Genomic DNA, 15,939 nt, shown 5'->3' with positions numbered 1-15,939 from the left:
TATTGCTTTATTGAGATTGCTTCGTCGTTACTCCTCGCAATGACGAACTATGGAGCGAAAAATCAAAATACAAGGTCATATTCAATGCCCTACTTGGATCTTTATCAAAATCGTAATAAATATTCTTCATTCCCATTGGCCCTGTTGTTTCTGGTTTTTGGGTTTTTGTACCAATTGCCGAAATGGCATTCATAAAGGAAATATCACCATTCGGAAATGTCGGACTCATATTATCGTATTCTGTATCCTTTGATTTTTTTGGTGTAAATAACCTTAAAAAAACATCTTCCCGATCCGTTACAACTTTGAATGATTGTTGCTTGCCAATAAATTCGCACCAGTACATATTTGAATAATAGCCTTTAAATTCTGGATATTGCCATGGTGCTTCTCCTGTTGCCGAATTGTTATAATCCTTTTTCCAAATGCCAAACTCCGTTCCCTTCATCCTGTTTTTCCAAACGCGGTATGGCCCATTACCTTTGTATTCAACGGCTTTAATCTCTGTTTCTGGATAAGAAAAGTTAACACCAACAAAAGTCGTAAAGTAATCTGATGGAAAATATTTTACTTCCATTTTTAACCATCCAGATGGGTAAATCGTCCATTGTAGGGTATTCCAGCTTTCCTTTTTATCAAATTTAGATGAAATCACTAAATTCTCGCCATCCATTTTTTGAGTAAAACCTTTAAAGTTATTTACACCCTCCTGCAAAATAGGACCATTAGCAAAAGGAATTATCCCTTTAGCATTCCTGGCCTGTTGCAACAAACCAGTTGTTTTGTCGAACGTTAAATCAATACCATTGGCAGAAACAAGGTATAATTTAGCGTCTTCTTTCAGATTTATTTTTGAAGAACCTGTTTTTACGATAATTTTCCCAGCATCATCTGTAGGTAAAGCGATGGGGAAACTCCAGGTGAATAATTCTTTACCATCCGGTCCATTTGCGCTAAGATAAAGTGCATCAAAACTTCTCCAATCTGCTGGAAGATTAATCTGTAATTTTCCTTTTTCGAAGGGTTTAATGTTTGGTGCATCTGCTTTGCCAGACTTAAATGCAGCATCTGTTCCAGCTTTTAATTTCTTCAATTTCCAGTTAAAAGTACATTGATTGAGGTTGGTAAAAGCATAGCGGTTTTCTAAGGTAAACGAGCCATCAAAGCCAATTGTCATTTCTCTTTTTGCTATAAAAACCGGACTCCAAACTTCCTTAATGGTGAAAAAACTGCCTTCTTTTTCATGGTAAGGCCCAACAATTCCATCTGGGCCATGATTTCCATCGGTATCCAATTCGCCATTTTTATCGGTACGCACCACAGCCTGGTCGGCAAAATCCCAAAGGAAACCACCAGCCGAAAGTGGATTGTTCCACATGGCATTCCAGTAATCTTCAATGCCTGCACCATGACCGCCATCCCACATACCATGCAGAAACTCGGTAGGCATTAAAATATTGTGCCCATGATCGTAGTTGCCAATTCCGTAATTAAATTCACGGTAGTGTGTGGTTTCAAATCCGTTAAAAACTTCCCAAGGGTGAATTAAAGGTCTTTTTTGAAGATCTTCCTCGCCAAAAAGATGATCGAGTTCGCGGTTATGCCCCCCTTCGTTGCCATTGGCCCAAAAAATAATCGATGGATGATTTTCATCATTCAACATCATTTCTTTCATCAACTTCGTTCCGGTTTGCGTATCATAAGTGCCGTGCCAGCCTGCCAGTTCGTCCATAACAAATAAGCCAAGCGAATCGCAAACGTCTAAAAAATGGCCATCTGGTGGGTAGTGAGACATCCGGACGGCATTCATATTCATTTCTTTCATCAACAAAACATCGGCGATGCTGATTTTTTTACTGGTAGTTCTGCCCGATGATGGATAAAATGAATGCCGGTTTACACCTTTAAACTTCATTTTTACTCCGTTAACATATACGCCATCACGTTCTTTTACTTCAACTGTTCTAAAACCAATTTTTTTGGAAATCTGATGGATCTCTTTCCCATTTTTAATTAATGTTAAGCTTGCCGTATACAAATTCGGAAATTCTGACGACCATAAAGCCGGATTGGAAAACTGATGATTGAGTTTTATGTTTTTATTTCCTTTATTTATTGAAGTTGTAAACCGATCACCAAATCTTTTCCCATTTTTTCCTAAAAGCTCCACTTCGATTTTATCTGCATCACCAGTATAATTGATTTGCGCATTTAAACTGCCATCAGCTTTGGCATCGATCTGAATCCGATTGATATGGGTTTGCGGCAGTGATTCGAGATATACAGGTCTGAAAATGCCGCCAAAAATCCAGAAATCAGCCTTGCGTTCGGCATTGTTAACCGATTCATTAGCAGAATGCTTGGATACTTTTACTTCAAGTAAATTATCGTCGCTAAATTTAATCAGTTTGGAAATATCGTATTTAAAAACATAAAATGAACCTTGGTGAATCTCACCGGCCAACTGACCGTTAATTTTGACTTCGGTATCGGTCATTGAGCCTTCAAAAACGATATTGATTTCCTTATTTTTCCAGGCAGTTGGAACTTTAAATTTATACTTATAAAGCCCTTCTTCCTTTCCCTTATTGTCTTCTTTGTTGAAACCATAATTATATTTTCCGAAACCCTGCAGTTCCCAGTTTGAAGGAACTGGTATAGTGGTCCATTTGCCTGAGTTGGCGCCAGCGGTACAGAAAAAATCCCAGTTCACGGTATTGTCGTTCCCTGTTCCCGATAGGTATAATTTCTCCGTTTGCTGTGCTTTTAGCGAGCAGAATATGGTTGTTAAACACAAGAAAAGTATAAATCTGCGTTTCATTAATTGGTTTTAAAAGTTTTAGTTAATGGATTATCGGTTCGGAAAGGCAAAGCAGGTAAACCATTGCTATAAAAGTTTCCTGTTGGGTTTTCCGTCCAGTTATAACGCACGGCTACAGGTGTCTTAACTTCTTTTGAAGAAACAACAACTTTTCCATCTTTTATCACAGCATCAGCATTTACAAATTTTCCGTCATTTCCTGCGATGGTAAAACCGGTAATAGGACCGGATGAAGCTGATTTTAAATAATCGAAATTCAATTCGGCTTTCCCATTTTTAAACGATACTGATTGATAAACAGGCCCTGAGAAATCATTTTTTTGATTATAGGTTTCGGCCAAAGCCCAAAGTGCCAATCTTCTGCCTACCTCCCATTTATATGTTGGGTGTAAATCTTCATTGGAGTCGGTTAAATCGTTTGTAGAAACCATTCCAGTGTTCGGTAAACGCAACAATTGTGTTTGCGCTTCCCAAAATCCAGGTTCGGTATTTTCATCAACAGGTACTTTTCCTTTGGTATTGGAATAGTTAAAAGGTGCAATCTGGACAAAATAAAAAGGCATAGTCTTTTCTTTCCAGGCTTTTCGCCAGCTATTAATCAATACCTTCATTTTATAGGCGTAATTGATCTTTTCATTTAAAAAGCAATTGGTTTCGCCCTGATACCACAAAAAACCACGGATTTTAAATTGTGTTAAAGGTTCGATCATCGTTGAATAAAACTTACCCGGATCGTTACCTATTTTTTGATTTTTGAAATAATCCTCCAGTGCAAATGCATTTTCTGAAATCCACGGTTCAATTGCACTTCCCGGAATGGCCGAAGAAATCATGCCCACTGGAATTCCTAATTTTTCCTGAACTTCTTTGGCGAAGAAATAACCAACGGCTGAAAAAGCACGTAATGCTGAATCTTGCGCCATTGCCCAGCTTTTATGAAGCGAATCAGGTTTGATTAAAGTTTTTCGGTTAACCAGGAAAATTCTGATCTGATCATTTTTTGCCTTTGCAACTTCATCAAACGGGAAACCTAATTTTTCATTTTTAGGTTTTGGGATTTTGGCCAGTTTGCGCATGGCATATTCCATATTGGATTGACCAGAACATACCCAAACCTCGCCTACCAGAATATTGGTAAGCTCAATTTTATTTGAGCCACTGATGATCATGGTTTGGGGTTTTGTAGCTGTTTTTAATGGTGCTAAAACCACCAACCAGTTTCCATTTTTATCGGCAACTGTTTCTTTTTTCTGACCTGCAAAAACTACTGCTACTTTTTCATCAGGTGAAGCAAAACCCCAGATATTGATTGGTTTTTGGCGCTGTAAAACCATATTGCTCGATAAAATTTGAGGCAAAAGGATTTTTGCATTCACGGTTAAAGAGAGAAGAGAAAGTAATATTGTTATTGCCGTCATTGCGAGAAGGAACGACGAAGCAATCTCTCTCGCTTTTTGAAAAGATTGATTTATTCCTCGTAATCCCGGATTCTCTCCCGTCATTTCGATCCGATAGCTATCAGATGGAACGCAGCGAAACCGAGAAATCATTTCCGCTGGGTTCAAAGATTTCTCCACTACGGTCAAAATGACGCTTAGAAAAGATTTCCTCGCCTTGCCCCCTCGTACTGACGATGATGTGGCCGGAATGCCGAACGCTTTAACACGCAATGAGGGAAAAAGTCCAAACTCCAAACCCAAAACTCCAAACTTTCTCATCTAAAATCCCTCCGTTTTTAAATACTTAATCGAATAAACGGCTTCCTTCTTCTCTGCTTCCCCGGCATTTTTCAAATCATAGGTTTGATCCGCAGGTGTATCTACATCAGGAAAACGACGAACGTCGCCGGTGCGGAAAACAATTCTGGAAACATCAGCAACAGGTTGAAAAGCCAGGCTGGTTAATACATCTTTGCCGTTTACAGTGATAGTGTAAAAACGCGTAAAGGCATCTAATTTTAATTTGATGTCGTAACTTTTACCTGCCTCGTATTTCATGAAATTTTTATACCGTGCTCCTGCCTTTGCGCTTAAAGTTCCTGCGGTATCAAAAGTAAGGCGCACAGTAGCTGTTCCTTTAGCATCCTGCAACTCGATTTCCAATAAACCGAAGTCATTTTGCTTCGGCGTAACAGAAAATGAGGCGATTATTTTTTTTGCTGCTGGAAACAACCTTTCAACTTTGGCATAATCAAAAGGATCTTTGTCTTTCAATACTAAAACGCCGTTTTCAACCTTAACAGGGGCCCAAAGTGGACTGTAGACATTCCATGTTTCGAGTGCTTTATCAGCTGGCATCTTACTGAAATCATCGTTTACATGTTGTGTTGCTTTATTATTAAGGGGTACCGGCACAGAAGAAACCCAAATATCTTCTTTGTTCATGCTGTAGGTTACCCATAATTTACCATCAGCAGGTTTGCCATTACCTTCGATAATTCCACGTACATATTGTGGCCCGTACGATTTATAATTGCCTCCATAACGCATTGGCGTAATTTCACCGTGTACGAGTAGAAGGTTGGTATAATCGAGTCCGTTTTTACTTGTTGATATGGCTAGCGGCCACCGGTACTCAGATGGATTATAAACCGTTACGTAGTTGCCATCAGAAGTTTTTTGTCCCCATATTTTGGCATTACTATTCACGAAACCGGGTGCCCTGGAAGCATTTTCCGGCCAGCTCGTACCGTTATCATTGCTAATTGCAGTTAAGGCATTTTTCCATAAACCTACTACTCTGCCATCAGGTAAATGATAGTAACTGAAGGCCTTATATTGCTTTTGTAAGGTAATTAGCGGATCTTTTCTATTGGCTTCCTCATTCCATTGCTGTGTCATTAGTTTATTGGCTAACAGCTCATTACAAGCTTCAATAAAAGCTTTACTTTTACTTTTGGTGTATAATAGGTATTTTGTATTTTTCTCGAAGTAGCCGGGGTTGTAGTGAATAAAATAAATAGGGCCATATTTGCCGTCTGGCTGAATTTCTCTTACGGCCCTGCCAATTCCCTGGCCATCGTTAGGATCGTCTTTAGCATCAAAACTGATCGCATAGAAACCCAAAACCAGGAAAACATTTTTCTTTGAAACATAAAAGCCCATGCGTTGATGCATCACGGCATCTAAGCCTTTAGCTACATCGGTTCTACCCGCTTTTGTTGTACCATCCGGAATTCGGTAAACCGGAAAAATAACATCTGGCTTGCTCCAGGTGTAGCCATCTTTTGAAGACTGTAATAATGTTTGACCTGGTGGGATACTTTCGCCAACTTTATCACTCAGGTATTCGATGTAAAATTTATTGTTCCAATAGGCCAGCATGGGGGCATGGTTGTAAGTCCAACCGAAGTTTTCGGCCAGTTCAGGGTGTTCTCTGTTCGCACGGAAAGTTTGGATATTATGCACACCCATTACCGGCGAAAGCTGACCATGATGGTAATCTGCATTAACCAGGGTTTTACCTGTATAGCGCACCGTATCTTGCGCATGCGAAGTGGTTATCGCAAATGCAAATGGTAAGCTTAAACAAAGTATTTTAAATATTTTCATGTTTATGTTGCTTTCTTTGGTGCGTCACTCTGGATTTATTTCAGAGCCTTTTTAGCTTTCCCATTAAATGCTGAACTAAATTCAGCATGACGACCGTATTAAAACTCATTTATTATTTCTCAATCTCTTTATCACTTTTCTTTTCACTTTTATAATCGTTCCGTGTTTATGCCCTTCGGGGATTGAAATTGATGCTGTTACATCTTTAAATGTCTTAAAATCGGAAGTTTTATAAGCTGAATAAATCTTTTGCCCATAAGCATCGAAATAAATAAGCCAATCATTTTTTACTTTTACCACCGTTGGTCCTTCTGTTAATTTCGGACTAAAAGTTTCAGAAACGTTTTCGTAAGGCCCAAGTGCATCTTTTGCAAAAGCAACTTTTAAATTCCTGTTCGGTCGGGTATTGTCTTTTAGTACCAATACATAATCTTTAGGAGCGCGTTTTACAATTACCGCATCAATTACACTAAAACCAGGATCAAGAAATAGTTTAGGTTTAGAGAAGGCAACAAAATCTTTTGTGGTAATGCTGTACATCCGATGGTTGTTCTCTTCCTCTTCTATTCCTTTAGTAAAACGGAATGGTATAGTTGAAGCCCAAATGATTATATATTCCTTTTTCTCGTTATCATAAAAAATCTCTGGTGCCCAAACATTAACTGTCTTTGTTTCGCTTTCCATTACCGGAAGGAATTTTTGTTCGCTCCAATTGATCAGATCTTTTGAACTGGCATAACCAAAACCTTTGTCACCCTTCCAACTGCAAGTCCATACTAAATGGAAAGTGCCGTCTGGCCCTTGAGCAATTGACGGATCGCGGAGTACTTTTTGCGTACCTACTGCTGGTTTCAAAAAGGTTTTATTTAAATCTGTCCAATGGTAAGCATCATAGCTGTATAAAAGCCTTAACCCTTCGTTTGCCGGCTCGCGGAAAGAGGTAAATAAGTAAGCCTGTTTTGAACAGGAACTTAATCCGCACAATAGCAGGCCAATTATAGCTAAGCGAAATGATGATATGGAATTGGGTTTAAACACTGTTTTTATTGTTATTTTCTTTTTTCAATTGTCAGTCTGAGCGTAGTCGAAGACCCTTTATTATAATTTGGTTAAGGATGGCCCTTCGCCTACGCTCAGGGAGACATTATTTATTTATTGATGGTCGTCATTCCCGCGCAGGCGGGAAACTAAATACCCCAATAGCCAAAGCATTACGATTCCCAATCAAGTTGGGAATGACGATCGCCCTAGTATGCGTTATTTCGCTGCGCTTCATCCAATAACTATCGGATCGAAATGACGAGCTTTCTAATGAGATTGCTTCGTCGTTCCTTCTCGCAATGACGATATTGACCCGGCTTAACGCCATACGCCTATCGCTAAACGCTTCTACTATATCTCTTCCAAAACCAACACCCAGTCATTTCCATTTCCAGGTTCACCTGGGGGATTGAACTCCTTAATGCCTTTATTTTCAAACTCTCCAATCGGCGTAGTTTTTCCTGTTCTTGGATCAAACCATGAAGCTTTTACTTCGTCACCATCAATTTTACCCATTTGTACACTGAAATTTTTACCAGTATAGGTGTATAACATTGCAAACTCTTCGCCTCTTGTAGCAAGAACGCGCTCGTACTTTTCTCCATTTTTACCAGCAACTAAAGTTCGGTCTGGTACACGGTCGAAATAAGAGTGCGAAAGCATTAAATTTTTCAGGTATTGCATCTGTTTTGCACCTGGGGCATTAATTGCCGTTATCCATTGATCTTTAGGGCCATAAGCAGGTTTTAAATCTGTCTTTTTATACATCTGCATTACCGAATTGTGACCATAAGTATAACCAAATGCACCTGCAAAAACCGACCAATAACCGTATCTTCTAACATCGCTATCTGTCCAGCGCGGTTGCAGTGTATCATGTAAACCTTGTGGAATATCCTCATATGAAGGCTCCCCATCAATAGTTGGTTTGGTTGGTTTTAATTTATAATCGGCTTCGATGTATTTCCAGTTATCCTCTCCATAATGCAGTTGCTCATTTTTAGAAGTGTCTTGGTCGTAACGGCGGTGGCCTGACTGTACCATATCGAAATCGCACCATTTTGCATTTTGAAACCACTGTGATGAAGCGGTACGGCCTCTTGGATGAAATGTAATTAAATGATTCGGATCATTTGCTCTTAAGGTTTCGCCGATGGTGTTCCAAACAGCCGCACCTTCACTCCCTTTAATGTCGCCACCATTTAACCAGATAATATTCCATTTTTCTTTATAACGTTTGGCTAAAAACTCTGAATAGGCTTTTGCCTGTTTTTCATTTACTTTTTTGGCCTTTACATTGGTTCCCCAAACCGGAACTAAAGCCATATAAAGACCTTTTTCTGCGGCCAGATCTACGATATAATCTACATGGTCCCAATAATCGTAAGCCAATGAATCTTTAGGATTGTTGCCAGGTGTGAGCATTGGTTTGGAAACATCAGCATGAACAACTGACGAATCTCCATATACATTTTTCGAAGGTACATCATGTAATAACATCACCTGAATAACATTAAAGCCCTTTTGTTTACGGTCTTCGAGATAGGTATTTGCTTCTTCGCGGGTTAAACGCCCGAACAGTAACCAACCTGTATCGCCAAGCCAAAAGAAGGGTTTGCCATCCCCTGTGGTTAAATATCTTCCGTTTTCTGATACCAAAAGGCTTTTATCCCCAAAATGAGATTTCTTTTTACAGCCAAAAGCAAGGCAAGAAACTAAAGCAAGTAGATATAGTATAGATTTAATGTTCATGTTAAATTTTATTGATGATGAGTACCTCGTCGCCTGCTGCCACTTTATTCAGTTTTACAATTGTACCACCGTTAATTTTCTCTTCTTTTAGCACTTTACCATTTCTGGTATTAAGCACTTTTACATTGAATTTACCTGTATTTTTACTTAAATCGAGGTCTATTGCATTTGATGAGGCATTATATAAAATATAAGCTTTACCTGCATTTTCCAGCCCATATTGTTTAGCTGATTTACCTGCAGGGAGAAAAGGTTTCATTGAGGAAGCAGCACTTAAAACTGTTTTATTTATATCGTTAACGTTTGATAAAGAACCACCTGCCATTAAAATCGCCCATCCAAAACTATCAAAGCTATCTCCCGAATACATTACTGCTTTTTCAGGGAACTTATTTTTATATTCGGAAACGGCATGGTAAACTTCTTCGAAAGATGTTTTCTTAGGTTTTAGCAAACGGGCATGTTGTCGCGGTGCCAAACTTAAACCACCTTGCGGTGCATAAGCTGTTCCATCGGCCTGATAATGCCAATACCTGATATCTATTAAATTAATCACACTTGCACGTTCAGGATCGGCTAAAATGGCATCCTGCACATCTTTGGTTACACTCAAACCAATAATTGGGTGTTTGCCTGTTTCTTTCTCCCATTCTTTTATGGTATCGATCCAGAATTGAACGAAATGAAGCGGACCGGTAAATTCGGCACCGATTAACTGAATTACACCAGTATTTCCATTAAAATTTTCCAGGCATTTTCTGATGTAAGCCTTATGGATTGCTTTACGATGCTCGTTGCTGATGTCGTAAAATTGCTCGGCCATAAAAATGCGTTTATCGCCAGCATATGGCACAGGCTCAGGAAAACCCGTATTGTTGATGTTGTTTGCGGTACGCCATGGAAAGTCGGCATAATGTGCTCCGGCTTCGATAATGTTGTGCTGAAAATAATTTTCGTGGATTAAAACCAGGCCTTTTTGATCGGCAAGGTTAGCGAATTGCTTTAACCTGTCCCAATACCATAAATTGTATTTAGTAATGTCGTATTTGCTTAAACCATCCCAGGCTTTATCCTGACCGCTACGGGCAAAAGGCAATTCGTAAAAAGGAGCCCAAACCTCGCCATCCATACGGCGGATTCGCTCATGATCATCTCTTCTTCTGTCGTACCAAAGGCCATAATTGTGATCGAGCACTTTAACGGTGCCATTTTTCATCGCATCTGTGATCGAATCCAAATCATCCGTTAAGCCATTGCCTGAACGCCCAGGTACGAAACGGGTAATGTGAAATTTAGTATTTTTCAATCCATACGGACGGGCACTCCCATTCCACCAGGGAACATCCTGGCGATTACCCACCACAACTTCATTGCCACGCACCAACCAGCCATTTTTAACCGTCATTGCTTCAGCAAGTGCGGGTTGAAAAACTTTATCAAGACCAATTTTATCGATACTTTTTGCAGAACCGGCATCGGTTATGATTTTATCCCGATCGGTTGCGGCATCAATATATTCTGAAACTGTTAAAGCAGGTTTATACGCCAGTTTAGTCAGTTTTAAGGCTACATCAACAGGCGGACTGCTTGATGCTTCTGTTTCTACAGGAAGTACAAAATTTCGTTTTTCTGCTTCATTACCCAATCTATCTTTTAGTTGGGCATAATATAAACTTCGAGGCTGGATCTGTTCGTTTGACATATCCCAATAACCGTTCCCGGCAAATTGCGACCAGGTTCCAAAAGCCCAATTTTGTGCTGTTGGGGGTTGAAAATTATCAACTCTTGCAGCACTACATTGCCAGAATACACTATTTGCAGCACTCCAACCGGCTCCTTGGCCATCTTGTCCACGGTTTAAATAACTTAGGGCCTGTCCGTCAATATTTACTATATCAAATAACACACCTGATGCCCAGCTATCAATAGCACCACTAAAACTGAATGGCAAATAAGACTGGCATTGTACAAAAACATTAGGACCAGGGGCACAAAAGCCTACAGCAAAATCATGGTAACCATATTCTGAGTATAACCTTTGAAAAAGCGTTTGCTGACCAGTGGTTAAAAATGTAAATCTTCGTTCACCACCAATTTCTGAAACTGGGGCAAGTGATTTACAATCTTCAACTGTAATTCTTTTAGCGGTTTCGAGTACATTAACGGCAGAGCCGGCAAAATGCTCAAAAACAACCTGACGAACCCATGCATCCTGGGTATTTTCTACGCAGATGGCTGTCCAGCGATGGTATTCATCCTTACTATTATCCTTATGGTAATCTGATTCGATTTTTAGATTTTCGATACCTGTTTGTGAAATTCTACCTTCCCATTTGCATTTAGAAATGGTTGCTCCACCAAACTTAGCATCTAAAGCCGTTGTAATAGGTGCATCAAAAGTAATGGTATTGCCGTTTATGGCGATAATCTTTCTATCCCAATGGATATCTCTTGTTCCTGGTTTCCAGCCTAAAGCACTTTCTCCTCCACCAAACTCTACCGTTTTTAGCGTTTCGATCCATTCTTTGGTTGATGGACGGTGAATCAAAATTTCATCACCAACCTTTAATCCGCTGGTACTTGCTAAGGTTACTTTATTTGCATTAACAGGTACAAAAGGATCAGTAATGGCGATAGCTTTTTCTTCCAACTTATTCTTTTGGCCTAAAATTCTGATTACGCCAATCCGGTCTAAACCTGTTGCAAAAATTTTTGTGCCGTTTTCGCCCATTCCACTACCACGAAGTACCACTCCCGATGCTGACAACCTCAATATTCCTGCAACTTCGTAAGTGCCTTTTTGTAGTAATACTGCTCCACGTAAACCATCTTTACCGATTGGCAATTTAGCTACATAATTTAGGGCTGATTGAATTCTTAAAGTAGCATCGCCCTTTGCAATAGGAACAACTACCTTTATTGTTGCATTGGGAATCGCTTTTTCACCCGCCATGTAACCTGCATAAGAAAAATCGGGAATCCGGTTTCCTTCTGCATCTGGAGTGTAAGCCATTTTGCCATCTTTTCCTTTAAAAATCGGCTTTGGAGGCTCAGCAGGCTTTATTTTTTGTGCATAAGAAAAGTTAATCGCCAAAAGAGCCATTACCAAAATCGGTAAGGCTTTTATTTGTATGGTTTTTAATATATGGTTAGTTTTTGGCATTGATGTTTTTTTAATCAACTTTCTACAAACACGCGTCACCCTGAATTCATTTCACGACAGAAGAAAAGCAAAAATGCTATAAGACTGCCAAGCCTTTCTGCTTTCAGCTTTAGTCTTTAATCTTTACCTGGCCTCACCTTATTAATATCGACCAAGCTATTCAAATAAACTTCAATATTGGCATAACCAGATTTCGACAGTTTTGTGGCATCTTTGGCATCTTTTGGGTTAAGTCCGTTTTTGGTTTCCCAGGCATCTGGTATCCCGTCATGGTCTGTATCTACATACGGTTTTCCATTATATTCCGGGTAACCACCTACTTGTGCAATATCAGAAATAATTCCTTTTTTATACGAATCGGCAGGTAACCTACGTTTTACATAACTCTGTTTAGCAGGCAATTTCCCATCTTCAACATGTTCAATTTTACCCGTTGTAACCTGTTTAATAATGCGTTGGTCTACCGCATCGCGAACAGGTAAAGATGCACCGGCATTGGCCAGCACATAATCGTATGCTTTTTTAGTATCGATGATTGAAATTTTCGCCATAGGCAATGGTTTATCCACTTTTATCGAATCTAATAACTTTTGCTTATCACGCTTACTTTCTGGCTGAATGCCGCCATCCCAGTTGTTTTTTGTTACTTTTTCATTCCCTTCGATAATGTTTCCGGTTACATAAGCCCTGCCAAATTCATTAGCAAATTTTTTGTCTCTTCCAGACTCTGGCTTTAAGATACGATAAGAAATCGGCTCGCCTGCAGGAGTAATTGGTCCGGGTTTGTAATAATTATTAATGAAACTGTAAAACGAAGCATTATCGCCACCATCTGCACTTCTGTTCCACCAGTTAAAGATCACATTATTTGCGAAACCAAAATCGCCATACATACCAACAGATGGATTTCGGCTTATATTTGATGCCCAAAGGTTACGCATAAAAGTTGAATTTAAACCGCCAATGGTGCTGCCGAAAGCATGGTTATATGTGTCTAAAGCTTCAGAAAAAATTGAATTTTGAATGGTAACATTTACTGTTGGTAATTTCTCAGGTTTGGAACCGTCTTTTTTGTCGTAAACATGGCGATAGATAGACATATTTTCATCTAATCCCCAGCTCGCAGAAACGTGGTCGATAATAATATTCCCCACGGGATTACCGCCAATTGCATCATCTCTACGGGTAACATCAGTTGCCCCACGGCGGAAACGCATGTAACGGATCACAACATCATGGGTATTGATCCAAACAGATTCGCCAGCCACACAAACCCCATCACCAGGTGCGCTCTGGCCAGCGATTGTAATGTAAGGTGCACGGATAATCAATGGTGTTTTTAACCTGATAATACCAGAAACATTAAAAACAATAATTCGCGCTCCACCTTGTTCACAGGCCTCACGCAAGGTTCCTTTGCCCGAATCATCAAGACTGGTTACAACATAAACTTTCCCGCCTCTACCGCCAAAAGAATAAGCACCACCACCTTCTGCACCAGGAAAGGCAACCGTTTTGGCTTGTGGCAAATCACTTGGTTTGGCCGCCCATGGGATATAAGGTTTACCATGTTTAGCCTCTTCATCAACAATATGTTTCACTTTCAGAAATTGAAGTTCTGATTGTTCTTCAATGCTTTTTAATAGCGAATCGGCTTTTTTTTCCATTGCCTCAGGGATAACCGGATATTGCGCAAAAGCAACATTTCCTAGCCCGCATAAAGCAATTATGCTAAAAATTGAATTCCTGGTACGCATATTAGTTAGGCTTTACAATGGAAACAGGAACAACACTATTTAAATATACTTCGATGTTGGAATAGCCGCTTTTAGTAATCTTTGCGGCATCAGCTGCATCTTTTGGGTTTAATCCGTTTTTCAACTCATAGGCATCAGGCATACCATCATCATCACTGTCTTTATATGGTGCTCCTTTATATTCCGGATAACCTCCTACCTGAGAAACTTCTGTAATGATACCTTGTTTATAAGAATCGCCAGGTAACCTGCGGTGTTCGAATTGAAAAGCAGATGGTTTAGCATTAGGATGAACTTCAATTTTTCCGGTAGCAACCTGCTTAACTACACGGGTATCAACCGGATCTCTTTTTGGCAGGGTTGCACCAGCATTTGCCAATACATATTCTTTAGCTTGTAGGGTTGGAATGATGCTGATTTTAGGCATCGGAAACGGATCTTTTGCTTTCATCGCTGCAAAATACTTACTTGCAGCCTCATACGACATGAGGTTTCCTTTTTTATCCTCCAATTGCACGCCTCCATCCCAATTGTTTTTGGTTACTTTTTCATTGCCATCAATGATATTTCCGGCAACATAAGCCCTGCCAAAAACCACATAAGGTAATTTACTGCGGCCAGATTCTGGCTTTAAAATGCGGTAACTGATCGGGTCTTTTAATTCAGTAACCGGACCAGGTTTATAAAAGTTGTTGATGATATTGTATTGTGCGGTATAATCGCCGCCATCTGTTGAGCGGTTGTTCCAGTTAAAAACTACGTTATTGGCGAAGTTAAAAATGCCGTTCCACCCGATTGATGGGTTACGGGCACCGTTATCGGCCCAAAGGTTACGTACAAAGGCACAATTTTCGCCACCTAAAGTACTTCCGAATGCATGGTTCCAATAATCTAAAGCTTCAGAGAAAATTGAATTTTGGATTGTAATGTTAACGGTTCCTAATTTCTCCTCAGTTTTACCTGTACTATCATTGTACATGTGGCGGTACATCGACATGTTTTCATCCAATCCCCAACTGGCAGAAACGTGGTCGATCATGATATTTCCAACCGGATTTCCACCAATGGCATCATCACGGCGGCCTACAAAAGTTTCGCCTCGTCTAAAACGCATAAAGCGAACAATAACATCGTGGGTATTTAACCAAACCGACTCGCCAGCAACACAAACACCATCGCCAGGTGCTGTTTGGCCAGCAATTGTAATATATGGGGCACGGATAATTAAAGGAGTTTTTAACCTGATAATACCAGCCACATTGAAAACTACAATCCTTGCGCCCCCTTGTTCACAGGCATCGCGTAAAGAACCCGGCCCCTTATCATTTAAATTTTTGACTACAATTACCCTACCGCCATGGCCACCAAAACTGTAGGCACCACCACCTTCTGCCCCAGGAAACGCCAATAATTTAGATTGAGGTAAATCTGTAGGTCGGCCCGCCCATGGAATATAAGGTTTGCCTTCCCCTGCTTCTTTTGCAATAATAGGCTTGGCTTTTTCCCATGCTATATCCGATTGATGATAGGCTTCTTTCATCATCGAATCAGAAGATTTTTTAACGTCGGCCGGAATATTCGGATATTGTGCAAAGGTATAATTTGCCGAGAGGATTAATGCTGTTGTAGCCAACAGATTTAAAAAGTTCTTTTTCATTTTGTGTTTGCTCGTGGGAAGATAAAGAAGTTACGGAATATTTTTGATTCAGCAGAAAAACTGATCTTTAATATCGAATATCGTGGCTCATTTCTATATCTATCCTTGTAAATAATTTTGGTTAGAAAGTATATTATCTTTCAAATTTGCACGCAATAAGCGGCTATTTTATGTATAATTTTGGCTAGCTATTGTAT

General features: G+C 39.8%; 8 protein-coding genes. All 8 read right to left on the bottom strand.

The genetic code is table 11. The features are described from left to right. Positions 1 to 7 precede the first annotated feature (7 nt). On the bottom strand, positions 8 to 2,821 hold the full coding sequence (locus tag AC0IWE_RS18265) for a glycoside hydrolase family 2 protein (RefSeq protein ID WP_471794183.1): 2,814 nt from the start codon (positions 2,819 to 2,821) through the stop codon (positions 8 to 10). After that, positions 2,821 to 4,197: a sialate O-acetylesterase gene (locus tag AC0IWE_RS18260; RefSeq protein ID WP_471794182.1), complete on the bottom strand. Its 1,377-nt coding sequence runs from the start codon at positions 4,195 to 4,197 to the stop codon at positions 2,821 to 2,823. Before AC0IWE_RS18260 ends, AC0IWE_RS18265 begins: the two co-directional genes overlap by 1 nt. A gap of 342 nt (positions 4,198 to 4,539) precedes the next feature. Then, positions 4,540 to 6,372 (bottom strand): six-hairpin glycosidase, encoded by a 1,833-nt coding sequence (locus AC0IWE_RS18255; RefSeq protein ID WP_471794181.1) that lies wholly within the window; start codon positions 6,370 to 6,372, stop codon positions 4,540 to 4,542. A gap of 105 nt (positions 6,373 to 6,477) precedes the next feature. Then, a complete protein-coding gene (locus AC0IWE_RS18250; RefSeq protein ID WP_471794180.1) occupies positions 6,478 to 7,410 on the bottom strand; it encodes a glycoside hydrolase family 43 protein in 933 nt (310 codons plus the stop codon). A gap of 354 nt (positions 7,411 to 7,764) precedes the next feature. Continuing rightward, a complete protein-coding gene (locus AC0IWE_RS18245) occupies positions 7,765 to 9,165 on the bottom strand; it encodes a glycoside hydrolase family 140 protein (protein ID WP_471794179.1) in 1,401 nt (466 codons plus the stop codon). 1 nt (position 9,166) lies between these two features. Next, positions 9,167 to 12,328 (bottom strand): DUF6298 domain-containing protein, encoded by a 3,162-nt coding sequence (locus tag AC0IWE_RS18240; protein ID WP_471794178.1) that lies wholly within the window; start codon positions 12,326 to 12,328, stop codon positions 9,167 to 9,169. 116 nt (positions 12,329 to 12,444) lie between these two features. After that, the gene (locus AC0IWE_RS18235; RefSeq protein ID WP_471794177.1) at positions 12,445 to 14,085 is read right to left on the bottom strand and encodes a pectate lyase family protein; all 1,641 of its coding nucleotides are present in this window, start codon (positions 14,083 to 14,085) and stop codon (positions 12,445 to 12,447) included. 1 nt (position 14,086) lies between these two features. Then, complete coding sequence (locus AC0IWE_RS18230; protein WP_463494638.1) at positions 14,087 to 15,742, bottom strand: pectate lyase family protein; 1,656 nt, start codon at positions 15,740 to 15,742, stop codon at positions 14,087 to 14,089. Positions 15,743 to 15,939: the final 197 nt, after the last annotated feature.

Source organism: Pedobacter sp. AC402, assembly GCF_979252805.1.
Note: the sequence above shows the minus strand (reverse complement) of the source record. Positions and strands in the feature narration are given on the sequence as shown.

Bases quoted from the DNA above. Each gene is read 5' to 3' on its own strand.
- AC0IWE_RS18265 (WP_471794183.1), bottom strand. From the start codon at position 2,821: ATGAAACGCAGATTTATACTTTTCTTGTGTTTAACAACCATATTCTGC.
- AC0IWE_RS18255 (WP_471794181.1), bottom strand. From the start codon at position 6,372: ATGAAAATATTTAAAATACTTTGTTTAAGCTTACCATTTGCATTTGCG.
- AC0IWE_RS18245 (WP_471794179.1), bottom strand. From the start codon at position 9,165: ATGAACATTAAATCTATACTATATCTACTTGCTTTAGTTTCTTGCCTT.
- AC0IWE_RS18240 (WP_471794178.1), bottom strand. From the start codon at position 12,328: ATGCCAAAAACTAACCATATATTAAAAACCATACAAATAAAAGCCTTA.
- AC0IWE_RS18235 (WP_471794177.1), bottom strand. From the start codon at position 14,085: ATGCGTACCAGGAATTCAATTTTTAGCATAATTGCTTTATGCGGGCTA.
- AC0IWE_RS18230 (WP_463494638.1), bottom strand. From the start codon at position 15,742: ATGAAAAAGAACTTTTTAAATCTGTTGGCTACAACAGCATTAATCCTC.